Source organism: Pseudomonadota bacterium, assembly GCA_039028155.1.
Lineage (GTDB): Bacteria > Pseudomonadota > Alphaproteobacteria > SP197 > SP197 > JANQGO01.
Map to the genome: position 1 here is coordinate 15333 of JBCCIS010000022.1, position 24142 is coordinate 39474.

Genomic DNA, 24142 nt, shown 5'->3' on the forward strand with positions numbered 1-24142 from the left:
AATAGAGCCGGAGAGACACGATGGAAGAAGAAGGCGGAATTGGCGGCGTATCCGTAGCGGCATTGCTGGCCGTCGGCTTTCTGCTTGCTTTGCTGTTCTCGGTGCTGTGCCGCGGACTGGCCAAGCCGACCGAGATGAACCCCAACTGGATGGCGTTCCTGGCCTTCATGTTCTCGATCGTTCCACCGGCCGTTCTGCATGCGTTTGGGCTGGAAAGCCTCGCGTTCTATGGCTTCCTGGGCGGTATTCTGGTCTTGATCTATGTCTTGGCCAACCGTGGCGAGGTCAGCCATCCGACCATCATGTTCGGCACCGATACCGGTGGGCGCACCAACATTCTGGGCTGCTATCCCGGCGAAGTCCTGACCATGACGCTGTTCGCCGTCTTGCTCTATGAGCTCACGACGATCTTTCTATGGGACGAACTCTACCGGTAATCGTCCGCCATAGCGCTTGAGATGCGTAAGGCGCGCGCACCGCGGGGCCGCGTCGGCGTCTAACGGCGAGGCCTAGATCTGTCGTAATGAGTGTGAGCTCTGCGCTTCCTGCAACCACGCTGTGGGCCGTACCTGCCCGAACGGCGCCGGCGAGCTTTCGAGGCGTCGACGGCGCCTTGGCTGAGTCGCGGCAAAGCCGCTTCAGGGCTGGATCTCAGCCACTTTTGCCGGGTGCTTTCCAGCCATGTCGCATCCGGTTGACATCGGGGCGCGGATACCTATAGTTCGCGGCTCCGCCCGCCAGATCAGGCCGATTTGGGCCGTGCGCGGATCAGATAAAGAAGGCCTTTTCGCATGTTCGCAGTGATTGAAACCGGCGGCAAACAGTACCGCGTCGCCCAGAACGACATCGTGACCGTGGAGCGCCTGGACGGCGACCCCGGCGAATCGGTGACCTTTGACCGTGTTCTGATGATGGGCAGCGGCGAGGACGTCGAAATCGGCGCGCCCGTGCTTGACGGCGCCCAGGTCACGGCCGAGGTGGTGGACCAGACCAGGGCTCGCAAGGTTCTGATTTTCAAGAAGAAACGGCGCAAGCACTATCGCCGCCACGCGGGCCACCGTCAGGAACACACGGTGCTGAAGATCACCGAGATCCTGGCCAAGGGCGCCAAGCCCAAGGCAGCGGCCAAGAAAGCCGCGCCGGCCAAGGCAGCCGACGATGGCGCGGCCGAGGAGAAGGCACCGGCGAAGAAGGCAGCGCCCAAAAAGGCAGCAGCCAAGAAGGCGCCGGCGAAGAAGGCAGCCGCCAAGAAGGCCGCGGCGCCTCAAACCGATAGCTCCGATAGCCAGGAGGATTGATCCATGGCGCATAAAAAAGCAGGCGGCAGCTCGCGCAACGGGCGCGACTCACCGGGCCAACGGCTGGGCGTGAAGAAGTTCGGCGGCGAACAGGTCATCGCCGGCAACATCATCGTGCGCCAGCGCGGCACCAAGTTCCATCCCGGCGAGAATGTCGGCATGGGCAAGGATCATACGATTTTCGCGACCACCGATGGTCACGTGCGTTTCCGGCGCTTGAACGCCCGGCGCATGTTCATCGACGTGGTCCCGCCGGCGGAGGCTGCCGAATAGGCGTCTGCCCCGAACCGGATCGAACACGAGGGGGAATGGCGCGCCATTCCCCCTTTTTGTTGGGCTGAGATCATGAAGTTCCTGGATGAGGCCAAGGTCTTCGTCAAAAGCGGCAACGGCGGCGCCGGCGCTGTCAGTTTTCGCCGTGAGAAGTATGTCGAGTTCGGCGGACCGGACGGCGGGGACGGCGGACGCGGCGGGGACGTTGTCGTGGAATGCGTGCCCAACCTCAATACGCTCATTGACTTCCGCTACCGCCAGCACTTCAAGGCGAAGAACGGAAGGCCCGGCGAAGGCGGCAACCGCACCGGGGCGAGCGCCGCGCCGGTTGTCTTGCAGGTACCGCCGGGGACTCAGGTTCTGGCCGAGGATCGCGAGACCGCCCTGGCCGATCTGACCGAACCGGGCGACCGGGTCGTGCTCTTGAAGGGCGGCGATGGCGGGCGCGGCAACACGCGGTTCAAGTCGTCGACCAACCGGGCGCCGCGCCGCTCCGACCCCGGCTGGCCGGGCGAGGAGCTGTGGCTGTGGCTGCGTCTGAAACTGATCGCCGATGCCGGCCTGGTCGGTCTGCCCAATGCCGGCAAGTCGACCTTTCTGGCCCGCGTCACCCGCGCCAAGCCGCGCGTCGCCGACTATCCTTTCACGACACTGCATCCCCAGCTGGGCGTCGTCGGCGTCGACGACAAGGAGTTCGTGCTGGCCGACCTGCCCGGCCTGATCGCTGGCGCGCATCAGGGCGCCGGCCTGGGCGACCGGTTCCTCGGCCATGTCGAGCGCTGCGCTGTCGTCCTGCATCTGGTCGACGGCACCGCCGACGATATCGCCGGCGACTACAAGATCATCCGCGGCGAGATCGAGGCCTATGGCCACGGCCTTGCCGACAAGCCGACCGTTGTCGCGCTGAACAAGATCGACGCCCTGGACGACGAGTTGCGTGATATGCAGCGCGAGGAGCTCAGCACGGTCGCCGGTCCCGATATCGCCATGATGTCGGGCGTCACAGGCGAAGGCGTCGATGCGGTTCTGCGCGCGCTGATGGGTCATATCGAGGCCGCGCGCCGGCCCCTGGTCGAGGCCTGAGCGATGGTTGACCGTCTGAAAAAAGCACGGCGCGTGGTCGTCAAAATCGGCTCGGCCCTGCTGGTCGGCGATACGGACGGGCGCGTGCGCCGGTCGTGGCTGGAGACGCTGGCCGCCGACATCGCCGCCATGCGGGCCAACCGCCAGGAGGTCGTCATTGTGACGTCCGGCGCGATCGCCTTGGGCCGGCGCCGGCTGGGCCTGACGGGACGCTCGCTTCGGCTCGACGAAAGCCAGGCCGCCGCCGCGTGCGGCCAGATCCATCTGGCCCATGCCTATGAAGAGGCGCTCGGTCATCATGACATCCGCGTCGCCCAAGTCCTGCTGACCCTGGAAGATACCGAAGCGCGTCGCCGGTACTTGAACGCGCTGGGCACCATCAATCGCCTGCTGCGCGTCGGCGCCGTGCCCGTCGTCAACGAAAACGATACGGTCGCGACGACCGAGATACGGTTTGGCGACAACGACCGGCTGGCGGCCCGGGTCGCGGCCATGACCAGCGCCGACGTCCTGGTGCTTCTGTCCGATATCGACGGGTTCTATGACTCCGATCCGCGCAAGCGGAAGGACGCCACGCTGATCCCCGAGGTTACCCAGATCACCGACGAGGTCGCCGCCATGGCCGGCAAGGCGCCGCCGGGCGACTCCTCTGGCGGCATGGAGACAAAGCTGACCGCGGCCAGGATCGCGGTCGCCGCCGGCTGCCACATGGTGATCGCGAATGGCCATCATGATCATCCGCTTCGGCATATTCAGGACGGCGGGCCGTCGTCCTGGTTCGTCGCCGCTTCGACCCCGCGCGCAGCCCGCAAGAGCTGGATCGCGGGCTCGCTGAAGCCGGCGGGATCGCTGATCGTCGACGATGGCGCGCGCAAGGCGCTGGCCGCCGGCAAGAGCCTGTTGCCCGCCGGCGTCACGACCGTCGAGGGCCGCTTTCAAAAAGGTGACGCGGTGCTGGTCAAAGACGCCCGGGGTCGCGAAATCGCCCGGGGCCTGGTCGCTTACTCATGCCAGGACGCCCGCCGCATCGCCGGTCACAAAAGCGGTGAAATCGGCGATTTGCTGGGCTACCGTGGCCGCGAAGAACTGATCCACAGAGACGATTTGGTGTTGTCATGACCGCTCTATCAACAGCGGAAAACCTGGCCGAAGACGATATCGCCACGGTAATGGACGACATGGGCCGCGCCGCGCGCGATGCTTCGCGCGCCCTGGCCCAGGCGACCACCGAGACCAAGAACGCGGCGCTTCGTGCGGCGGCAGCGGCATTGCGCGACCGCGAGACCGCGCTGATCGAGGCGAACAAGGCCGATCTCGCGGTCGGTCGCGAGCGTGATCTCTCGAACGCCTTGATGGACCGGCTGACGCTCAATCCTGACCGCATCGCGGCGATGGCGGCGGGGCTTGAGGCGATTGCCGACCTGGAGGATCCGGTCGGTCGCGAACTCGCCCGCTGGCAACAACCCAACGGCTTGGACATCGCTCGGGTCGCGGTGCCGCTGGGCGTTATCGGGATCATTTACGAGTCCAGGCCGAACGTGACGGCCGATGCCGGCGGGTTGTGCCTGAAGGCCGGCAACGCGGCCATTCTGCGCGGGGGATCGGAGAGTTTTCACTCGTCCCACGTCATCACCGCCTGCCTGCACCAGGGATTGCGCGAAGCGGGCCTGCCGGAGACGGCGGTCCAGCTGGTGCCAACGACAGACCGGGCGGCGGTCGGCGAAATGCTGACGATGACGCGCTGGATCGACATCATCGTGCCGCGCGGCGGCCAGACCCTTGTCGAGCGGGTCCAGAACGAGAGCCGGGTCCCGGTCATCGCCCACCTGATGGGACTGTGCCACACCTATGTTGACGCCACTGCCGATCCTGACATGGCGCGCGACATCGCACTCAATGCCAAGCTCCGGCGCACCGGTATCTGTGGCGCCATGGAGACCCTGCTGTTCGATCGGCGTTTGGATGACGACACGCGCAGAACAGTCGTAGCGCCACTCCTGGATTCTGGCTGCGAGTTGCGCGGCGACGCTGCAGCGATGCGTCTGGACACCCGCATCCAACCCGCCAACGACGAGGATTGGGATACCGAGTACCTGGATACCATCCTGTCGGTGCGCGAGGTCGATGGCGTCGAGGGCGCCCTGGAGCACATTGCCCGGCATGGTTCCGACCACACCGATGCCATCGTCACCGAGAACGCGGCGGCGGCCGAACACTTCCTGGCCTCGGTCGACAGCGCGATCGCCATGTGGAACGCCTCGACCCAGTTTGCCGACGGCGGTGAGTTCGGCATGGGCGCGGAGATCGGTATCTCGACAAACCGTCTGCACGCCCGCGGGCCTGTCGGCGTCGATCAGCTCACGACATTCAAGTATGTCGTGCGCGGCAGCGGACAGACGCGGCCCTGACGCCGGATCTCGCCCTTTTGACATCGGCGGCGGGCCGCAGCATCGGCCTGCTGGGCGGCTCGTTCAATCCGGCCCATGAAGGTCACGTGTTTGTCACGCGTATGGCGTTACATTCCCTGCGCTTGGACGAGGTCTGGTGGTTGGTCGCTCCGCAGAACCCATCAAAGTCGACAACCGGCATGGCGCCGCTTGACGAGCGCCTGGCGAATGCCGAGGCCTTTGTCGATCTGCCGAGGGTCAGGGTGACCGATATCGAAAGCCGGCTTGGCACCCGCTACACCGCCGATACCTTGCGGTGCCTTCGCCGGCGCAGCCCGACCGCGCGATTTGTCTGGCTGATGGGCGCCGACAACCTGGCGACCATCCATCATTGGCACGAATGGCACCGAATCTTCACAACAGTCCCCGTTGCGGTTTTTGACCGGGCTCCTTATTCTCTGAGCTGTCTGGCCAGTCCGGCGGCTATTCGGTTCCGCCGCAACAGGATCGCACCGCTGAGGGCGCGCGATCTGGCCGACCAGGAGGCGCCGGCCTGGACCTATTTGATGGGCCCACGCCACCCGGCATCGGCAACCGCGATCAGGACGGGTCAGGCCAAGTACCGGCATGCCGGCGCTTGAACGATGTGACAGTGCATGGCGACAACAATGAAGGGAGCATCCCGATAGCAAGCAAACGTCCCCGCGGGGCCGAGACCCCGACGATAGCGGCGCTTATCATCAGCGCCCTTGAAGACGGCAAGGCCGACGATATCGTCGAGATTGATCTTGCCGGCAAAACCAGCATCGCAGACAGAATGATCATCGCCAGCGGCGGCTCGCAGCGCCAGGTTCTCGCGCTGACCGATCGCGTGCTGAAAGCGCTGAAGGGAACCGGCCGCAAGGCCATCGGCGTTGAAGGCCGAACGCAGGGCGATTGGGTCCTGGTCGATCTCGGCGATGTCATCCTGCACATCTTCCGGCCGGAAACGCGCGAGCATTACGGCCTGGAGAAGATGTGGTCGGTCGCCCTGCCGCCGGCCGAGCCACTGGAAGCGCACGCCTGATCGTGCCATGCGGATCACGATTGCGGCGGTCGGCCGCTTGCGCAACGGACCGATCCGTGACCTGATCAGCGACTACACGAAACGCCTGCCCTGGGATCTGACGATCCGCGAGATCGCCGAAGGGCGACAGCCGGGCCGGCGCAAGGATGACGAGGCGACCGCCCTGCTCGCGACCGTCACCGATGGCGCGGGCATTATCGCGCTTGATGAGCGCGGCAAAGATCTGACAAGCGAAGCCCTGGCCGATTGGCTGGCGAAACGCCAGGACGATGGCCAACGGGACTGGACCATACTGATAGGCGGCGCGGACGGCCTGGGCGCGCTGGTCCTCGACCGGGCGGACATGGTGCTTTCGCTCGGCCGCCTGACCTGGCCCCACATGCTGGCGCGCCTGCTTGTGGTTGAGCAACTCTACCGCGCCCACACGATCCAAATTGGCCACCCCTACCACCGGGAATAGTCTGCCGCAGAGATGACACGGTTGTGCGCGAAGCAAGGATTGTGCGCACTGTAAGGCCAGCCAAGCCACTGATATAAGGTGCCCATGAACGAACCGACCCGCTCGAGCCCCATCGTTCTTTGCATTCTGGACGGTTGGGGCTGTGGCCCCGATACGCCCGATAACGCGATTCGCGCCGCCCGGACCCCTGTCTGGCAGCGCCTCATGGCATCGGCGACCCATACCCAGCTCGACACGTCCGGCGAGGCGGTCGGCCTGCCACGCGGCCAGATGGGCAATTCCGAGGTCGGTCACCTGACGATCGGGGCCGGGCGGATCATGATGCAGGATCTGCCGCGCATTGATCGCGCGGTGGCGGACGGTTCGCTTGCCGCAAACCCGACCCTGGCAAGCCTGATTGACGGTGTGAAGCGCGGCACCGGCCGGTGCCAGCTGATGGGCCTGATGTCGCCGGGCGGCGTTCACAGCCACCAGGACCACGTGGCCGCGCTGGCCAACATCCTGGCCGAACATGGAATCGAGGTCATGGTTCATGCCATCCTCGACGGACGCGATGTCCCACCGTCAAGCGCCGAAGAGTTCATCCAGGCCTTTTCGGCTGCGGCGCCAAAGGCAGAGATTGTGACTGTGATCGGGCGCTATTTCGCCATGGATCGCGACAACCGCTGGGAACGCGTCGAACTGGCCTATGACGCCATGGTCACAGGCCGCGGTCACGCCGCCTCAACCGCATTGGATGCCCTGCGCCAAGCCTATGACAAAGGTCAAACCGACGAGTTCGTCGAACCCGCAGTAGTCGCTGGCTATGACGGCATGTGCGACGGCGACGGCCTGATCATGGCTAACTTCCGGGCCGATCGCGCCCGCCAGGTCTTGGACGCGCTGCTCGATCCCGATTTCGATGATTTCAAGCGGTCGCGCCGCATCGCGTTTTCTGCCGCAGCCGGTATGGTGTCTTACTCCAACGCGCTTGATCCACTGTTGCCGTCGTTGTTCGCGCCGCAGCAAGTAACGAACAGCTTCGGCAGCGTGATCGCCGACGCCGGCCTTCGCCAGTTGCGGATCGCGGAGACCGAGAAGTACGCGCACGTCACCTACTTCTTCAATGGCGGCGATGAGCATGTGTTTGAGGGCGAAGACCGGATCCTCGTCCCCTCGCCCAAGGTCGCGACCTATGACCTGAAGCCGGAAATGTCGGCGACGGAAGTGACGGACAAGCTTGTGGCGGCGATCCGCACGCGCAGTTTTGACGTCGTCATCTGCAACTTCGCCAACCCGGACATGGTTGGCCATACCGGTGTCCTGGCCGCGGCGATCAAGGCGGTCGAAGTGGTGGATACTTGCCTGGGCCGCCTGGCGGATGCTGTAAGCGACGCGGGCGGTCTTCTCTTGATCACCGCTGATCACGGCAACATCGAAGCCATGCGCGATCCGCAAACGGGCAAGGCTCATACCGCCCACACTACGAACCCGGTTCCGCTGCTTCTGGTCGGTGCCAAGCCCGGCATCGAGCTCGAGCGCGGCCGGCTGTGCGACATCGCGCCAACCCTGCTTGATCTGCTGCACCTGGAGCAGCCGAGCGAAATGACGGGCCACACGCTGATTGCCGCGAGACAGAGACGTGCGGGAGACTAGCCGGATCGCTATAGCTGCTGCAGCGGGTGCCCTCGCCACCGTCTTTGTTCTGCCGGTCATCCTGGCGGACGATACCGAGGGCGACGCCGGTTTGCGGCTGGAGTCCGTCGAACGGGAGCTCGACGAAACCCGGCAGGCGCGCGAGGCGCTGGGCGAGGAAGCCGCGGCGATCGCGGACGAGCTGGACGACCTGCGCCAAGCCATGCTGGCGACGGCCGCACGGATCCGCGAGCATGAGACGTCAGCGGAAGAGCTGAGCGCCACACTGATCAGCCTGAACGCGGAACTCGACGACCAGCGCGCCGCTTTCGATGCGCGGCGCGATCAGTTGGCGCTGGTGTTATCGGCCTTGCAGCGGATCGCGCGCCAACCCGCCGATATGCTGATCGCCTTGCCGCGCTCCCCGACCGATACCCATCGCACCGCGATGCTGCTGGCATCGATCACACCTTATCTGGACGAACAGGCCGCACTGATTGCACGTGACATCGCGACCCTGAACGCGCTGAAACTGCGCATCGCCGAGCAGACCGATGAGTTGGAGGCGGTCCGTGCCAGCGCACGCGAACAGCACGACGTCGTCGCCGGCCTGGTCGCGCGCAAGGAGGAGATTCTGTCGGGCCTGCAGACCGAACAGGCCGCGCTCACCGCGCGTAACGAAGCGCTGACGGTCGAGGCCGGCAACCTGCGCGATCTGCTGCGCCAACTGGCCGAACAGGCGGCCGCCGAGCGGGCCGAAGGCGCCAGCCCCGAAAGCGTCGCCGCGGCCGGCGCGATCGCGACCATGACGTTTACCTCAGCCCAGGGCAATCTGCCGCTTCCTGTGCGGGGCGATATCGTGACCGATTTCAACGCCGCCATCGAGGATGGCGCGCGCAGCGAGGGCATTGTCATCGCGACCGCCAGCGGTGCGCAGGTGGTGACGCCCTATGACGGCCGAATCGTGTATTCCGGCGTTTTTGGGCACTACGGGCTAATGTTGATCATCGCGCATGGCGAGGGATACCATACGGTGTTGGCTGGCTTTTCGCGTGTAGATGCCGTACTGGGCCAGTGGCTATTGGCCGGTGAACCCGTTGGGGTCATGGCGGAGGGGGTCGATAACCCTCAACGCCTGTATGTCGAATTTCGACGCAATGGTGAACCTATTAATCCGCTGCCGTGGCTTGCGGCTGGCGACAACAAGGTGAATGGATGATGAAAAAGATTGTTCTGGTGGCGGGCTTGGTTCTTGCCTTACTGGCGCCCCACACGACCCACGTCGATGCGGCCAGCTCCGACACGTATCGACAGCTTAACCTGTTCGGCGACGTGTTTGAACGCGTGCGCGCCGAATACGTCGAAGAGGTCACCGACGAAGAGCTGATCGAGGCCGCCATTCGCGGCATGTTGAGTTCCCTTGATCCGCATTCCAGCTATCTCAACCCCGAGAGCTTCGGTGAGATGCAGGTCCAGACCCGCGGCGAGTTCGGCGGACTGGGTATCGAGGTCACCCTGGAGGACGGCCTGGTCCGGGTCGTGTCTCCGATCGATGATACGCCGGCCTTCCGCGCCGGCATCGAGGCGGGCGACTTGATCACCCACCTGGATGGCGAGCCGATCCTGGGCATGACCCTGGGCGACGCGGTCGACCGTATGCGTGGTCCCGTCAACACCGACATCGTGTTGACGGTGCTGCGCGAGGGTGTCGAGGAGCCGCTCGAGATCACCATTACCCGCGATATCATCGTCATCCAGTCGGTGCGTTCGCGCGTTGAGGACAAGGTCGGCTATATCCGCATTACCTCCTTCAACGAACAGGCCGATGAAGGCGTTCAAGAGGCTCTCGAAGAGATCAAGGCCGAGCTGGGTGACGAGCTGCAGGGCATTGTCCTGGATCTCCGAAACAATCCCGGTGGCCTGCTGGATCAGGCGATAGCCGTCTCCGATGCCTTCCTGGATCAAGGCGAGATCGTCTCGACCCGTGGCCGTCGGCCGGACAGCTCGCAACGGTTCAACGCCCGCGCCGGCGATCTGGCCGAGGGCTTGCCGATCGTCGTCCTGATCAACGGCGGTTCCGCCTCGGCATCGGAAATTGTGGCCGGCGCCCTGCAGGACCACCGCCGCGCCATCATCATGGGCACGGATTCGTTCGGTAAGGGCTCGGTCCAGACCATCATTCCCCTGCCCGGTCACGGCGCCATGCGCCTGACAACCGCCCGCTACTACACGCCGTCCGGTGTTTCGATCCAGGCCAAGGGCATCGTGCCGGACATTTTTGTCGAGGCGGCCGTCATCGATCCACTTGAAGACAGCCTTGAGCGGCATGAGGCGGATCTTCGCAACTCCCTGGATGCCGAGGGCACCGACGAGGATGTCGATGACGCGGTCGGCGAAGAGGTTCTGGACGAGAACATCGAAGAGGAGATCTCCGAAGAAGAAGAGGCGCTCGACGATTCCGGCCGCTCCGAACAGGCACGTGAGGACTACCAGCTGAACCGTGCCCTCGACCTCCTGGAAGGCCTCTACCTGCTCCAGGACGTGGTCGCCCAGAACGACCAGTGAGCGCCGTTGTCGACGGTTGACTTACCCTATAGACGTTGCGCCGGCGTGGTCCTGATCGACCGCGCCGGTCTCGTTTTTGCTGGCAGCCGTATTGACGGCATGGGCTGGCAGATGCCCCAGGGCGGCATCGACGAGGGCGAGGCGCCACGCGATGCCGCCTTGCGCGAACTGCTTGAGGAAATCGGCACCAACAAGGGCGACATCATCGCCGAGACGGCGGACTGGCTCACCTACGACCTACCCGACCACCTGATCGGCAAGGCGTTGAAGGGCCGCTACCGCGGCCAGACCCAAAAGTGGTTCGCCATGCGGTTCACCGGTTCCGACGACGACATCGACGTTAAGGGGGTGGACGACCCCGAATTTGATGGCTGGACGTGGATGCGTGCCGCGGACATGACGGCGCAGATCATCGCGTTCAAGCGCGATGTCTATCGCCAAGTCTTCGACGAGTTCGGTGATCTGCTGACCTGAGCGCCCAAGTGTCTTCGGACGACTGTACAAGCAGGTTACGCGGCGGCTTCCCGCATGGCGCGCAGCACGACCAAGCGTGCCTCGGCCCGCGCCCTTTCGCCATCGCTTTCGGCGTCGCGCAGGTCAAGCTCGGTTTCCTCGATCCGCCGATCGACATCGCCGGTGTCGATGTCGTCGACCATGGCGGCGTCTTCGGCCAGCACCGTGCAGCGATCGGGCGTCACCTCGGCAAAACCGCCGCCGACAAAGACACGGTGAGCAATTTTGCCGCCATCATGGATGTCGATGACACCCGGCCTGACGGTTGAGATCATCGGCGTATGGCCGGGCAGCACACCGAAATCACCCTCGTTACCAGGCACGATAACCATGTCGAAGGCTTCGGAGACCAACAGGCGCTCCGGGCTGACCAGTTCGAAGTTGACCTTGTCGTCGGCCATGGTCAGCGTAACTCCTTAAGCCGCTTCGGCGGCGAGGCGCTTGGCCTTTTCGACCGCGTCCTCGATCTTGCCGACCATGTAGAACGCCTGCTCCGGCAGGTCATCGTACTCGCCGGCGACAATCGCCTTGAAGCCCTTGATGGTGTCTTCCAGCTCGACATAGACGCCCGGCGAACCGGTGAAGACCTCGGCAACGTGGAATGGCTGGGACAGGAAGCGCTGGATCTTGCGCGCGCGCGCGACAACCAGGCGGTCTTCCTCCGAGAGCTCGTCCATGCCCAGAATGGCGATGATGTCCTGGAGCGACTTGTAGCGCTGCAGAACCTCCTGCACCGAACGGGCGACGTCATAGTGCTCGTTGCCGATGACGCGCGGATCGAGAATACGCGACGTGGAGTCAAGCGGGTCGACCGCCGGGTAAATGCCGAGCTCAGCAATCTGACGCGACAACACGGTCGTGGCGTCCAGATGCGAGAACGACGTCGCCGGCGCCGGGTCGGTCAAGTCGTCGGCCGGGACGTAAATGGCCTGGACCGACGTGATCGAGCCCTTGTTGGTCGAGGTAATGCGCTCCTGCAGCGCGCCCATCTCGGTCGCCAGCGTCGGCTGGTAACCGACCGCGCTGGGGATACGGCCGAGCAGCGCCGACACCTCGGAGCCCGCCTGGGTAAAACGGAAGATGTTGTCGACGAACAGCAGCACGTCCTGGCCTTCCGCGTCGCGGAAGTATTCGGCCAGCGTCAGGCCACTCAGGCCAACGCGCGCGCGGGCGCCCGGAGGCTCGTTCATCTGGCCATAGACCAGCGCGCATTTGGACTGATCGCCTTCCAGGTCGATAACGCCCGACTCGATCATCTCGTGATAGAGGTCGTTGCCTTCACGCGTGCGCTCGCCGACGCCGGCGAACACCGAGTAACCGCCGTGACCCTTGGCGATGTTGTTGATCAGTTCCATGATGATGACGGTCTTGCCGACGCCGGCGCCGCCAAACAGGCCAATTTTGCCGCCCTTGGCGTAGGGCTCCAACAGGTCGACAACCTTGATGCCGGTGACCAGCACCTCGGCTTCCGTCGACTGATCGGTCAGGACCGGCGCCTCGCGGTGGATCGGCAGAGTATCGGACGTGTCGACCGGTCCGCGTTCGTCGATCGGATCGCCGACAACATTCAGGATTCGGCCAAGCGTCTTCGGACCGACCGGCACCGAGATCGGCGCGCCGGTATCGCGCACCTCCTGGCCGCGCACCAGACCCTCGGTCGCGTCCATGGCGATGGTGCGGACCGTGTTCTCGCCCAGATGCTGCGCGACTTCCAGGACCAGGCGCTTGCCTTGGTTCTCGGTCTCAATCGCGTTCAAGATATGCGGCAGCTCGGCCTCGAAGCGCACGTCCACGACGGCGCCCATCACCTGCGTAACCTTGCCGACTGAATTGCTCATCCTGTTTCTCCCGGTCCTCGTCAGTCGCCTAGAGCGCTTCGGCGCCCGACACGATTTCGATAATTTCCCTGGTGATCGCGGCCTGACGGGTACGATTGTACTCCAGGTTCAGGCGTTCGATCATTTCGCCCGCGTTGCGGGTCGCGTTGTCCATGGCGGTCATGCGCGCGGCGTGCTCCGATGCCTGGCTTTCCAAGAGCGAGCGGTACATCTGAACGCCCATGTTCTGGGGCATCAGAACCTCAAGGATCTCCGCCTCATCGGGCTCGAACTCATAGACGGCGCCGCCCATGTCGTCGCTGATATCGACCTCGCCGCTCTCGTCTTCATCGCCACCGCCGAACGGCACCAACTGCTGCCAGGTCACGACCTGGGCGATCACCGACTTGAAGCGGTTGTAGATGACCGTGCAGACGTCGAATTCGCCGGCTTCATACATCTCGAAGATGCGCTCGGAAAGCTCGGCAGCCTTGTCGAAGCCCAGTCCGCCCTTGTCGATACCCTCGATCGAATCAACGATCATGTCGCTGTGATCGCGGCGCAGCGCATCCTTGCCCTTGCGCCCGACACAGAGCAGCTTGACCTCTTTACCGTCCCTGCGCAGCTCATCGATCCGATTGCGCACAGCGCGGTTAATGTTGGAGTTGAAGCCACCGCACAGTCCACGGTCTGACGTCACGACAACGATCAGATGCACGTTGTCGCTGCCGGTACCGGCAAGCAACTTGGGCGCATCGTCGCGGCCGGCAAATCCGGCGGCCAGCGAGCCCATCATGCGTTCCATGCGCTCGGCGTAAGGACGCGCCGCTTCAGCGCCTTCCTGAGCACGCCGCAGCTTGGCCGCGGCGACCATCTTCATGGCGCTGGTGATCTTGCGTGTCGAGCGGACCGAGTTGATCCGCATACGCAATGCCTTGAGATTCGCCATAGACTAAGTCCGACCCACCGTTTCCGTCACCGCGCTCAAGCGGCAAACTTGTTGGCGAAATCATCAAGGAAGGCCGTCAGCTGATCCTTGATTTCATCGCTGATGGTCTGTTCAGCGCGGATCTTGTCCAGGATGGCCGCACCGTTGGCGCGGATCTCCGACAGCATCTCCTGCTCGTAACGGGTCACATCGTTGACCGGCATGCCGTCGAGATAGCCGTTCACGCCAGCGAAGATCGACGCCACCTGCTCTTCGACCGGCATGGGCGAATACTGGTCCTGCTTCAAGAGTTCGGTCAGACGTTCGCCGCGCGCCAGAAGGCGCTGGGTCGAGGCATCGAGGTCAGAGGCGAACTGGGCGAACGCCGCCATCTCGCGATACTGCGCAAGCTCCAGTTTGATCGAGCCGGCGACCTGGCGCATCGCCTTCACCTGGGCGGCCGAACCGACACGGCTGACCGACAGACCGACGTTAATCGCCGGGCGGATGCCCTGATAGAACAGCTCAGATTCCAGGAAGATCTGACCATCGGTAATCGAGATCACGTTGGTCGGAATGTAGGCGGAGACGTCACCGGCCTGGGTTTCGACCACCGGCAGCGCCGTCAGCGAGCCCGAGCCATGCTCTTCGTTGAGCTTGGCGGCACGCTCTAGAAGGCGCGAATGCAGATAGAAAACGTCGCCGGGATAGGCTTCGCGGCCCGGCGGGCGGCGCAGCAGAAGCGACATCTGGCGATACGACACCGCCTGCTTGGAGAGATCGTCATAGATCACCAGCGCATGCATGCCGTTGTCACGGAAGTACTCGCCAATCGCGCAACCGGAATAGGGCGCCAGGAACTGCATAGGCGCCGGATCCGACGCGGTCGCGGCGACCACGACCGAGTAATCCATCGCGCCGTTATCGGTCAGCGTCTTGACGATCTGCGCGACCGTCGAGCGCTTCTGACCGACGGCGACATAGATGCAGTAGAGACGCTTCTTCTCGTCGCCGGATTCGAAATTCTGCTTCTGGTTCAGCACCGCATCGATGGCAACAGCGGTCTTGCCGGTCTGGCGGTCGCCAATGATCAGCTCACGCTGGCCACGGCCGACCGGAACCAGAGCATCCAGCGCCTTCAGGCCGGTCTGCACCGGCTCGTTCACCGACTGGCGCGGAATAATGCCCGGCGCCTTGACCTCGACCAAGCTGCGCTCGGTGCTGTCGATCGGACCCTTGCCGTCGATCGGGTTGCCAAGCGCGTCGACGACGCGGCCCAGAAGGCCCTTGCCGACAGGCACGTCAACGATGTCGCCGGTACGCTTGACCGTATCGCCTTCGACGATGTTCTGGTCACTGCCGAAGATAACGATACCGACATTGTCGGTTTCCAGGTTCAAGGCCATGCCCTGAATGCCGCCGGGGAATTCGACCATTTCGCCGGCCTGCACGTTGTCCAGACCGTAGACGCGGGCGATACCGTCACCGACGGAAAGCACGCGGCCGACCTCGGCGACTTCGGCTTCGGCGCCAAAGTTCTCGATCTGGTCTTTGATGATTGAGGAAATCTCGGCGGCGCGGATATCCATCAGCCAGCCCCCTTCATAGCAATTTCAAGCCGTTGCAGTTTGGTACGGATGGAGCTGTCCAACATCCGCGAGCCAATTCGAACCACCAGACCACCCAGGAGATCAGGATCGACGCGGGCCTCCACGGCAACATCGCGCCCAACCACGTTCTTCAAGGTGGCGGTGAGTTTGTTCAGTTCGCCCTCAGACAGGGCGCGTGCCGAGGTGACCTCGGCGGTCGTCTCGCCGCGGTGGGCGGCCAGAAGCTTGGTGTAGTCACGAATAATGTCGCTGAGCGCGAAGAGCCGACGTTTCTGAGCCAGCAGACCGACAGTCCGGCGCGTCAGTTCGCCGAGACCCATGGCCTCGACCACCGCCGCCATGGCGCGGCCCTGCTCATCACGGGAGACGATCGGGCTGCGGACAAGGCGCGCCAGATCCTCTGATTCATCCAGGGCGGCCTGTAGCGAACGCAAGTCGCCGGCGACCTCGTCCAGCACCTTGCTTTCGTCGGCAAGGTCGAACAAAGCGGTCGCGTAGCGGCCCGAAAGGCCGGTTACAACACTGTCGTCGGTGGCCACCTGAGACTGTCCTCGCTGTCGCCTTCTAAGTTACTGTTTGCATTGGATTTTTTGCATCCAAAGAACCCCCTTGAACAGGGCCCCCAGATGCCCCGGCGAAGGGCAGGCCGTAGCTAGCACAGGCCCTTTCGCGTTGCAACAAGACTCCCCTTGGAGACCCTGCGGAAACACCTAGAAGAAGCTGTAGGGATCGATATCAACCTGCAACCTCATGGTGCCGCGCAGCTTCACTGGCTTCAGCCAGGCCCGGATGGCGCCTTGCAAGTCGACATCCCGGCGGGCATGAACCAGAAGCCGCCAGCGATAGCGCCCTCTGAGCAGGGCAAGCGGTGCCGGTGCCGGACCGAGCGTCTGGATCCCGTCGCCACGCGGCCCGTGCCGGGCGAGCTCGCGGGCAAGGCTGCGGACATCCGCCTCGCGTGTGCCGGACAGGATGATGCCGGCCAGTCGGCCGAAGGGCGGCATGCCGGCGGCGCGGCGTTGTTCCTTCAGGTAACCCAGGAAACCCTCGCGATCGTCTGATGCCAGGGCGGTCAGGACCGGGTTTTCGGGATCATAGGTCTGCAGCAGGACCCGGCCCGGATGCTCGGCCCGCCCTGCCCGTCCGGCGACCTGGTGCAGAAGCTGCCAGGTGCGCTCCATGGCGCGCAGATCACCGCCTTCTAGCCCCAGGTCCGCATCGACCACGCCGACCACCGTCAACATCGGAAAGTGATGGCCCTTGGCGGCGACCTGGGTACCGATCAACAGGTCGATCTCGCGCGCCTCGAACCGGGCGATCATCTCCTGGGTCGCGTCCGGCCCAACCAGCGTGTCCGACGACATGACCTCCGTACGGCAGTCAGGAAAGCGATGCTCGACTTCCTCCAGCAGACGCTCAACGCCGGGCCCGCAGGCGACCAGGCTGTCGGTACTGGAGCAAACTGGGCAGCTATCGGGTATCGGACCGCTGAAACCGCAGTGGTGGCACTGCAAGCGCCCGTAATGGCGGTGTTCAACGAGCCAGGCCGAACAATTGGGACAGGCGAAGCGATGACCGCAGGTGCGACACAGGGTAAGCGGCGCGTATCCCCGGCGGTTGAGGAACAACAGCCCCTGCTCGCCTGCATCCAGTGCCGTCTGTATGGCGTCAATCAAGGGCGGCGACAGCCAGTGGCCTCGCTCGGTCCCGGCGCTGCGCATGTCGACGGCAGTGACATCCGGCAGGGTCGCCCCGCCATGGCGCTCAGCCAGCATTAAACCGCCGTACCGGCCAAGCTCCACGTTGACCAGAGTCTCCATCGACGGCGTCGCCGAACACAGGACGACCGGAAGGTCCTCCAGACGGCCCCTGACAACCGCCATGTCGCGGGCGTTGTAGCAGACGCCGTCCTCCTGCTTGAACGAACCGTCGTGTTCCTCGTCGACGACAATAAGGCCCAGCTTGGCGAATGGCAGGAAGAGGGCCGAACGCGCGCCGACGATGACACGGGCGCTGCCGTCGGCGACGGCGCGCCAGGCATCACGCCGTTTCTTGCGCGGCACGTCGGAATGCCAGACCACCGGTTCGGCGCCGAACCGTTCGGCAAAACGGCGCAGGAACTGCGCCGAAAGCGCGATCTCCGGCAACAGCACGAGGACCTGTTTGTCATGGCGTAGCGCCTCGGCGACCGCTTCGAAGTAAACCTCGGTTTTGCCCGATCCGGTGACGCCTTCCAGAAGCGTCGTCGCGAAACCTCCGCGCTTCACCTGCATGGTCAGTTCGTCGGCAGCGACCGCCTGGTCGTCGGACAACACCGGTCCTTGCGCCTCGGGATCCGGCAGCGGAAGACGGGGTGCCGCAGGAAGCTCGACGATCTCGACAGTGCCCGTTTCGACCAGTCCCTTGATGACAGACGAGCCGACACCGGCTTCGCGCACGATGTCGGCTTTTTCCAACGGCGGTGCGTCCCGCAGCAAGTTGACGACCCGTTGCCTGGCCGGCGTCATGCGCGGCGGCAGGTCTCCGGCCCGTCGATAGGCCAGCCGCGGGCGCGGCGGATCGAGCGCCTCGCTGACGCGAAGCACCATGCGCAGAACGGCACCCGGGGAATTCACGGTGTAGCGGGCGACCCACTCCACAAAGTCGCGCAAGATCGGCGACAACGGCGGCGCCGGCTTCACTTCAAGGATCGCTTTCAACTTTTCCGGCGCGACGTCGCCCAGAGGCTCACCCCACACAACGCCCAGAACGCTGCGCCCGCCAAGCGGCACCATGACGTAGCTGCCCGGAACAACATCAACGTCTTCGGGCACCAGATAGTCATAGAGCGCGTGAATGGGCAGCGGCAGCAGCACACCGACACTGTCGCTGCCGACATCATCCGGGCGTGTTATGGCGTCACCGGGCAGCATCCGCTACACTTTCACATCAAATGCCGTTCATTCGTCCAGCCCCGAAGGGAGTGCTATAAAAGCCCATGAAGTTCTTTGTTGATACAGCCGATGTGGCGGAGATCCGCGATCTCGCCGATACCGGTCTTCTGGACGGTGTAACGACCAATCCTTCGCTTATCGCCAAATCGGGCGGCGATTTCGTGGAGGTTCTGAGAGAAATCTGTTCGGTCGTCGCCGGACCGGTGAGTGCGGAAGTCACCGCGACCGATGCCGACGGCATGGTGGCCGAAGGCAAAAAGCTTGCCCGGGTCGCCGACAACATCACCATCAAGGTACCGCTGACCTGGGACGGTCTGAAAGCCTGTCGGGCGATTACCCAGCACGGCACCAAGGTTAACGTGACGCTTTGTTTTTCCGCCAACCAGGCGCTCCTGGCAGCCAAGGCCGGGGCGACGTTCATCTCGCCCTTCGTCGGGCGCCTGGACGATATCGGCCATGACGGCATGGAGTTGATCGCCGAGATCAAGACCATCTACGACAACTACGCGCATCTCGACACGGAAATCCTTGTCGCCTCAATCCGGTCACCGATGCATGTCAAACAGGCGGCCATGATCGGCGCCGACGTTGCAACGGTCCCGCCGGACGTGTTGCGCAAGCTGGCCAGCCACAGCCTGACCGACAAGGGCCTCGCGGCCTTCCTGGCTGACTGGCAGAAGACCGGCCAAGCCATCTTGTAGGTCACGGAAAGGGACCATGGACACAAAACCGGACAGCGCCAGGCTCAACGAAGCGGATGACGTGACGCCGGAACGTGTCGAGCGGTTTCTGCGCGATCATCCCGACTTCCTGGCACAACGGCCGGAGCTGTTGCGCCAGATTGCCGCACCGTCGCGCGACCTCGGCGACAACGTCGCCGACTGGCAGGTCTTTCTGATCGACCGGCTGAAAGCCGACAAGGACGACATGCGCGAGGCGCAAGGCGCCCTGGTCGAGCGCACGCGCCGGCACCGCTCCCTTCAAGACCGTGTCCACGCGGCGTCGCTGACGTTGATGAGCGCGGCCGATCTGGATCACCTGGTCGAGATCGTGAACGCCGATGTCTCGATCCTGCTCGGCGTCGACGTCGTCAATCTGTGCGTCGAGACCGAAGCCATACATGGTGCGGCCAGGATGACCGCCGGCGTGCGCTGTCTGACGCCTGGCACGGTGATGGACATCATGCAGGACGACCGCGACGTCATCCTGCGCCCGACCGACGATGCGGATGAGCGCCTCTTCGCCGGCGCCGCACCGCTTGTTCGCTCCGAGGCCCTGGCGCGCTTCGGTGGCGAAGCCGATCTGCCCAATGGCATCCTGGCCTTGGGTTCGCGGCGAGACGATCACTTCTGCGCCGGCGATCCGGTCGAGCTTTATCGTTTCCTCGCCATGGTGCTCGACCGCTGCCTGCGCAAGAAACTGGGCCTGCGCGTCTGAGCACGCGGCCTCACGACCTCGACGAGGCGGTGCGTCTGTGGCGTGACCGTCTGAGCGACGAACGCCGCGCGTCCGGCCATACGGTCCAAGCCTATCAAAGCGACCTCGCGCAGTTCCTCGCCTTCCTGACCGACCATCAGGGTGCGGCGCCTGACTTCGCCATGCTGGCAGCCATGAAGCCCGCCGACTTCCGCGCCTGGCTTGCCCAGCGCAGCCGCGACGGACGCGCCAAGACGTCAACCGCGCGGGCGCTGTCGACCGTACGCAGCTTTTTCCGCTTTCTGGAGCGCGAAGGGCTGGTCGGCAACGCTGCCATCGGCGCGGTGCGCTCGCCGCGCTTGCCGCGCCAAGTACCGCGCCCGCTGAACGAGTCGGAGGCCGGCGAGATGGTCGAACTCGCCGAGTCGCTGACCGACGAGCCGTGGGTCGCCGCGCGCGATGTCGCCATCATGCTCTTGATGTATGGCTGCGGCATGCGCATTGGCGAGGTGCTGGGATTGACGGTTGGCCAGGTCAGTGGCGGCCGGGACGTCCTGGTCGTGCGCGGCAAGGGTGACAAGGAACGCATGGTGCCGCTGCTGCCGGTCGTGCGCGAGGCGCTGGACGACTATGTCGGGCGCCGCCCCTTTGCCGGCGACAACGCTCAGCCCCTGTTCGTCGGGGTGCGCGGCAAGCGCCTACAGCCGGGTGTCGTGCAAAGACGGTTCCGTCATCTGCGCGCCGCCCTTGGCCTGCCGACGACGGCGACGCCGCACGCCATGCGCCACAGTTTTGCGACCCACTTGCTGGGCGGCGGCGCGGATCTGCGCACGATCCAGGAACTGCTGGGGCACGCCAGCCTCTCGACGACGCAGCGTTACACCGATGTCGACGCCGAGAACCTGATGAAGATCTACCGGAGCACACACCCCCGCGCTTAGGTTTTGCGCCGCCCCAACAGCAGTAAAGCCGCCATACCGACCAGGCCCATGGCCCCCATGGTGCCGAACGCGAACACCCATGTTGTCACGGTGATGGAACCGCCGGCGCTGTCCAGCACGACGCCGACGAGAGTCGGTGACAGGAAGGCGGCACCGAAACCGAACATCGAGTGGACGGCCATGGTCGCGCCGCGATAGCCCGGCGGCGCCGCCGCGACCGCGCCGGCGGTGATCGATGCCGAATCGGCCTGAATGGTCAGCGCGAAGATCATGCAGGCGACAACCGCAACCCAGAACGGAAGTGCCGCCGAAAAGCCAACGACCAAGCTGGTCGCGAAAGACACGCCAATCGCGATCAGCACCAGGCGCCGGCGGCCAATGCGCATGGCAACCTCGTTGCCGCCGATGCTGGAGACAACCGCAATCAAAGAGACCAGGGTCGCCATGACGGTGGCATCGACCTCCGCGCGTGCCATGGTCGATCCCAGCGTCGCGCTGAAAACGAGAAACGGCACGAGCCACGAGCGCATGGCGAATAGCTCAGCCGTGTGACCGGCATAGGTGAGCACGTAACCCATCACATGGCGGTCGGCGAAGACCGGACGAAAGTCGAACACATGGGATCTGGGTCTGGCCCTCGCCTCAATGTGTCGAGGCGCCAAACACAGCCACAACAGCGTACCGCCGATGACAGGGCCTATGGCGGCGATCAAGAATGCCGTACGCCAGTCGGTCAACTCCAACGCATAGCCGGCCAGAACGTATGACACCGCCGAACCGACACTGAACGAGGATGTGTAGTAGGCGACGGCGCGCGACTGCAGCCGATCGCTGATGCGGTCAGTCAGGGCGCGCAGGCCGGGCATGTAGGTGCCGGCCAATCCAATGCCGGCGACAAACCGCCACAGAATGGCGCCCCAGAACCCTTCGGCAAACAAGCCGAAGCCGATCAAGCCCAGTGCCGCGAAGGCCATGCCGACCAGGACGATCAGCCGGGCATCGACCCGGTCGGTGATGGTTGCCAACAGGGGCACGGCGACCATGTAGCCGGCGAACAGCGTGCCGCTGATCCACCCCGCTTGCTCATTCGAGAGCATCCAAGCCGGTTGCAGGATCGGCTGCAGCGACCAGTAGGTCGCAAAGCCGGTCATGCCGAGTACCTGGATAACGCACATGACTGCGACCAGCGTTACCGGCCGCAGGTTACGGAACACGGTGTATCCGGCTGTCAGTCGCCGAACAGGCTATCGATCTCGTTGCCGATGTCGTCGACCGCGGTGCCGACCGCGCCGGCCGCGTCGTCGACGACTTCACCAGCTTCGTTGACCACACCGCCGCCGTTGTCGCCCGAGCCTTCGGTGTTGGCATTGGCCGTGACACAGCCGTGATCACCGCCGCCCAGATCACCAAGACTGAGCAGAAGCGCCGGCGGGAAGATCGTCGCACCCAGCAGGCCGCCGACCTTGAGCGCCAGGGCCGCCTCGTCGGGCGTAAAGCTGGGCGACGCCAGCGTGCCACCAACCCGCACCGGCACGGCGACGCTGAGCGAGACATCCTTGGACTTTGGCGTGATCAGAAGGTCGATGGTCTCCTTGCCCAGATCGATCTTGCCCTCGCCAACAACGGTCGAGAACTGCGTGTCGATCAAGAATACCTTCTGTTCGGCGATACCGTCCTTGATGTCGTAGTCGATGGCCAGGCAGTTAAGCGTCGCCGCTTCGGTACCGCTGGTGATCAGCGTGCCGATCAACGCGTTGCTGCCGCCCATCAGCAGCTCCAATCCACCGGTGTCGAGCTGGCCTTCTTCCATCAACAGCGAGGCTTCGCCGTTCAACGACGCCATGATGGCCGCGATTGAATCGCCGGTGCCGTTCACGTCGACCTTCAGGTCGCCGTCGCCCGACAGCATCTCGGTCACAGCGGCATCCTTCAGCATTTGCCCGACGTTCAGACTGTCGGCCGTCATCTTCAGCACCATGGCCGGCGTCGCCGAGCTGGCGTTGAGGTCAAGGCTTGATGAGACCGTGCTGCCGGCCACCGTCGCCGTCATGCCATCCATCTTCAGGTCACCGGACGTCAGCTTGATGGGCAGCACGACATCCTTGGCCACCATGACGGGCGTTTTGAGGGTCGTGATCGTGATTTCGATGTCGGCGTCGACCGCCTTGAGGCCGTCGACCGGAAGCGGATCGGACGGGAATACCTTGCCGGATGAATCGGACGATGCTTCACCCTCTCCGCCACCGCCAAAGACCGACACATCAAGCTCTTCGACCGCCAGCTTGCCGCCGATGGACGGTCGGTCGCCCGACTGGTCGACCGAGATATCGCCGGTCGCCTTGATACCCGCCACGTCGGCCGTCAGGCCGGTCAGATCGAAGGTTTCGAAGTTGCCCTTGACGTGGCCGGCGACCTTCAGCGCGCCATCGAATGGCAGCGTGACCCCGGCAACGCTGGCGGCCTTTGACGGGTCGTCGCTGGAAACATCCAAGTCGAGGTCAAGATTGCCGGCCGACGAAACGGCGCCGACCGTGCCCTTCAGCGTCATGGTGACACCATAGGCGGTAATCGCCAGGTCGACGGGCGCGGTGTCGTCGCCCATCAGGGCATCCAGGCTGCCGGCAACGCCGCTGACCGTCAGGCCCTCATCGTCCGAGGTCGCCTTGAGATCGATGTTGAGGGGGCCGGATGGCGAATCCGTGCTGAGCTCGACGCTTTCGATATCGACCTTTTGTTTCTCGCCGGTCACGCCGTCGAGATAGGTGATCGACGCGTCTGTGATTTCCATGCCGTCGATACGCGGCAATAACATCTTGTCGGTGGCCACCTCGTCGCCGGCGTCCTGGGCGCCGAACTGCCAGTTGCCGACACCGTCGCTGTTCGTCTCAAGCAGGATCTCCGCGCCATCGACTGTCAGGCTGACGATGTGGATGTCACCGCTAAGCAGCGGCAAGAGTGCGACCTGAACGTCGAGCTCCTTGGCCTTGACCATTTGGGGCTGGGTACCCCACTCAGCGTTCGACAGTTCGACATCGCGCGCGACAATGGTCGGCCTGAGCGAGATACCAAGCTCCAAATCGCCGCCCAGCGTCAGCTGGCGACCCGTCGCGTCTTTGACGACGTCCTGGATATCGCTGCGGTAATCGTTGGGATCGACCGTCGCGACCGCGATGACGAGGCCAACGATGACGATGACGACAAGGCCGACGAGGCCGAGGAGAATAGTTTTCAGGCGCAT

The 24142-nt window shown here is 64.2% G+C and carries 24 protein-coding genes; 16 read left to right on the forward strand and 8 right to left on the reverse strand.

Going from position 1 to position 24142, the window contains the following annotated elements:
• The first annotated feature begins 20 nt into the window (after window positions 1–20).
• From AAF563_13165 to AAF563_13225, 13 genes are all read left to right on the forward strand, one after another.
• A complete protein-coding gene (locus AAF563_13165; GenBank protein MEM7122226.1) occupies window positions 21–437 on the forward strand; it encodes a hypothetical protein in 417 nt (138 codons plus the stop codon).
• A gap of 354 nt (window positions 438–791) precedes the next feature.
• Window positions 792–1298 carry a 50S ribosomal protein L21 gene (gene rplU / locus AAF563_13170; GenBank protein ID MEM7122227.1) on the forward strand — a complete coding sequence of 169 codons (507 nt, stop codon included), beginning with the start codon at window positions 792–794 and terminating at the stop codon, window positions 1296–1298.
• Between the two features lie 3 nt (window positions 1299–1301).
• The gene (gene rpmA, locus AAF563_13175) at window positions 1302–1571 is read left to right on the forward strand and encodes a 50S ribosomal protein L27 (protein MEM7122228.1); all 270 of its coding nucleotides are present in this window, start codon (window positions 1302–1304) and stop codon (window positions 1569–1571) included.
• A 72-nt stretch (window positions 1572–1643) separates the two neighbouring features.
• Window positions 1644–2654, forward strand: a complete 1011-nt coding sequence (obgE, locus tag AAF563_13180) for a GTPase ObgE (protein MEM7122229.1) — start codon at window positions 1644–1646, stop codon at window positions 2652–2654.
• Window positions 2655–2657: 3 nt separating this feature from the next.
• Entirely contained in the window at window positions 2658–3773 is a 1116-nt protein-coding gene (proB, locus tag AAF563_13185; protein MEM7122230.1) for a glutamate 5-kinase, read from the forward strand.
• Window positions 3770–5062, forward strand: coding sequence for a glutamate-5-semialdehyde dehydrogenase (locus AAF563_13190; GenBank protein ID MEM7122231.1), 1293 nt, complete (start codon window positions 3770–3772; stop codon window positions 5060–5062). Before proB ends, AAF563_13190 begins: the two co-directional genes overlap by 4 nt.
• Before the next feature lie 17 nt (window positions 5063–5079).
• Window positions 5080–5682, forward strand: a complete 603-nt coding sequence (locus AAF563_13195) for a nicotinate-nucleotide adenylyltransferase (GenBank protein ID MEM7122232.1) — start codon at window positions 5080–5082, stop codon at window positions 5680–5682.
• A 5-nt stretch (window positions 5683–5687) separates the two neighbouring features.
• Window positions 5688–6107, forward strand: a complete 420-nt coding sequence (rsfS, locus tag AAF563_13200; GenBank protein MEM7122233.1) for a ribosome silencing factor — start codon at window positions 5688–5690, stop codon at window positions 6105–6107.
• A gap of 7 nt (window positions 6108–6114) precedes the next feature.
• The gene (gene rlmH, locus AAF563_13205) at window positions 6115–6567 is read left to right on the forward strand and encodes a 23S rRNA (pseudouridine(1915)-N(3))-methyltransferase RlmH (GenBank protein ID MEM7122234.1); all 453 of its coding nucleotides are present in this window, start codon (window positions 6115–6117) and stop codon (window positions 6565–6567) included.
• Between the two features lie 84 nt (window positions 6568–6651).
• Complete coding sequence (gene gpmI / locus AAF563_13210; protein MEM7122235.1) at window positions 6652–8202, forward strand: 2,3-bisphosphoglycerate-independent phosphoglycerate mutase; 1551 nt, start codon at window positions 6652–6654, stop codon at window positions 8200–8202.
• Window positions 8189–9400 carry a peptidoglycan DD-metalloendopeptidase family protein gene (locus tag AAF563_13215; protein MEM7122236.1) on the forward strand — a complete coding sequence of 404 codons (1212 nt, stop codon included), beginning with the start codon at window positions 8189–8191 and terminating at the stop codon, window positions 9398–9400. Before gpmI ends, AAF563_13215 begins: the two co-directional genes overlap by 14 nt.
• Window positions 9400–10746 (forward strand): S41 family peptidase, encoded by a 1347-nt coding sequence (locus AAF563_13220; GenBank protein MEM7122237.1) that lies wholly within the window; start codon window positions 9400–9402, stop codon window positions 10744–10746. Before AAF563_13215 ends, AAF563_13220 begins: the two co-directional genes overlap by 1 nt.
• 6 nt (window positions 10747–10752) lie before the next feature.
• Window positions 10753–11220 (forward strand): RNA pyrophosphohydrolase, encoded by a 468-nt coding sequence (locus AAF563_13225; protein MEM7122238.1) that lies wholly within the window; start codon window positions 10753–10755, stop codon window positions 11218–11220.
• 35 nt (window positions 11221–11255) lie between these two features.
• Here AAF563_13225 and AAF563_13230 read toward each other — a convergent pair whose 3' ends face one another.
• The 6 genes from AAF563_13230 to AAF563_13255 all read right to left on the reverse strand — a co-directional run bounded on the left by AAF563_13230 (window position 11256) and on the right by AAF563_13255 (window position 18526).
• Window positions 11256–11660 (reverse strand): F0F1 ATP synthase subunit epsilon, encoded by a 405-nt coding sequence (locus tag AAF563_13230; protein MEM7122239.1) that lies wholly within the window; start codon window positions 11658–11660, stop codon window positions 11256–11258.
• A 15-nt stretch (window positions 11661–11675) separates the two neighbouring features.
• Window positions 11676–13097 carry a F0F1 ATP synthase subunit beta gene (gene atpD, locus AAF563_13235; GenBank protein ID MEM7122240.1) on the reverse strand — a complete coding sequence of 474 codons (1422 nt, stop codon included), beginning with the start codon at window positions 13095–13097 and terminating at the stop codon, window positions 11676–11678.
• Between the two features lie 28 nt (window positions 13098–13125).
• Window positions 13126–14025, reverse strand: a complete 900-nt coding sequence (locus AAF563_13240; protein ID MEM7122241.1) for a F0F1 ATP synthase subunit gamma — start codon at window positions 14023–14025, stop codon at window positions 13126–13128.
• A 35-nt stretch (window positions 14026–14060) separates the two neighbouring features.
• Complete coding sequence (gene atpA, locus AAF563_13245; GenBank protein ID MEM7122242.1) at window positions 14061–15593, reverse strand: F0F1 ATP synthase subunit alpha; 1533 nt, start codon at window positions 15591–15593, stop codon at window positions 14061–14063.
• Window positions 15593–16153: a F0F1 ATP synthase subunit delta gene (locus AAF563_13250; protein ID MEM7122243.1), complete on the reverse strand. Its 561-nt coding sequence runs from the start codon at window positions 16151–16153 to the stop codon at window positions 15593–15595. The genes atpA and AAF563_13250 overlap by 1 nt, the downstream gene beginning before the upstream one ends.
• Before the next feature lie 171 nt (window positions 16154–16324).
• The gene (locus tag AAF563_13255) at window positions 16325–18526 is read right to left on the reverse strand and encodes a primosomal protein N' (protein ID MEM7122244.1); all 2202 of its coding nucleotides are present in this window, start codon (window positions 18524–18526) and stop codon (window positions 16325–16327) included.
• Between the two features lie 65 nt (window positions 18527–18591).
• On the opposite strand from AAF563_13255, the gene fsa reads away from it, so the two are divergent.
• The 3 genes from fsa to AAF563_13270 are packed head-to-tail and all read left to right on the forward strand — an operon-like array spanning window position 18592 to window position 20904.
• A complete protein-coding gene (fsa, locus tag AAF563_13260; GenBank protein MEM7122245.1) occupies window positions 18592–19248 on the forward strand; it encodes a fructose-6-phosphate aldolase in 657 nt (218 codons plus the stop codon).
• 16 nt (window positions 19249–19264) lie between these two features.
• Window positions 19265–19984 carry a DUF484 family protein gene (locus AAF563_13265; protein MEM7122246.1) on the forward strand — a complete coding sequence of 240 codons (720 nt, stop codon included), beginning with the start codon at window positions 19265–19267 and terminating at the stop codon, window positions 19982–19984.
• 29 nt (window positions 19985–20013) lie between these two features.
• On the forward strand, window positions 20014–20904 hold the full coding sequence (locus AAF563_13270; GenBank protein MEM7122247.1) for a tyrosine recombinase XerC: 891 nt from the start codon (window positions 20014–20016) through the stop codon (window positions 20902–20904).
• Here AAF563_13270 and AAF563_13275 read toward each other — a convergent pair.
• Both AAF563_13275 and AAF563_13280 read right to left on the reverse strand, forming a co-directional pair.
• Window positions 20901–22118, reverse strand: coding sequence for an MFS transporter (locus AAF563_13275; protein ID MEM7122248.1), 1218 nt, complete (start codon window positions 22116–22118; stop codon window positions 20901–20903). The genes AAF563_13270 and AAF563_13275 overlap by 4 nt on opposite strands.
• A gap of 14 nt (window positions 22119–22132) precedes the next feature.
• Entirely contained in the window at window positions 22133–24142 is a 2010-nt protein-coding gene (locus AAF563_13280) for an AsmA family protein (protein ID MEM7122249.1), read from the reverse strand.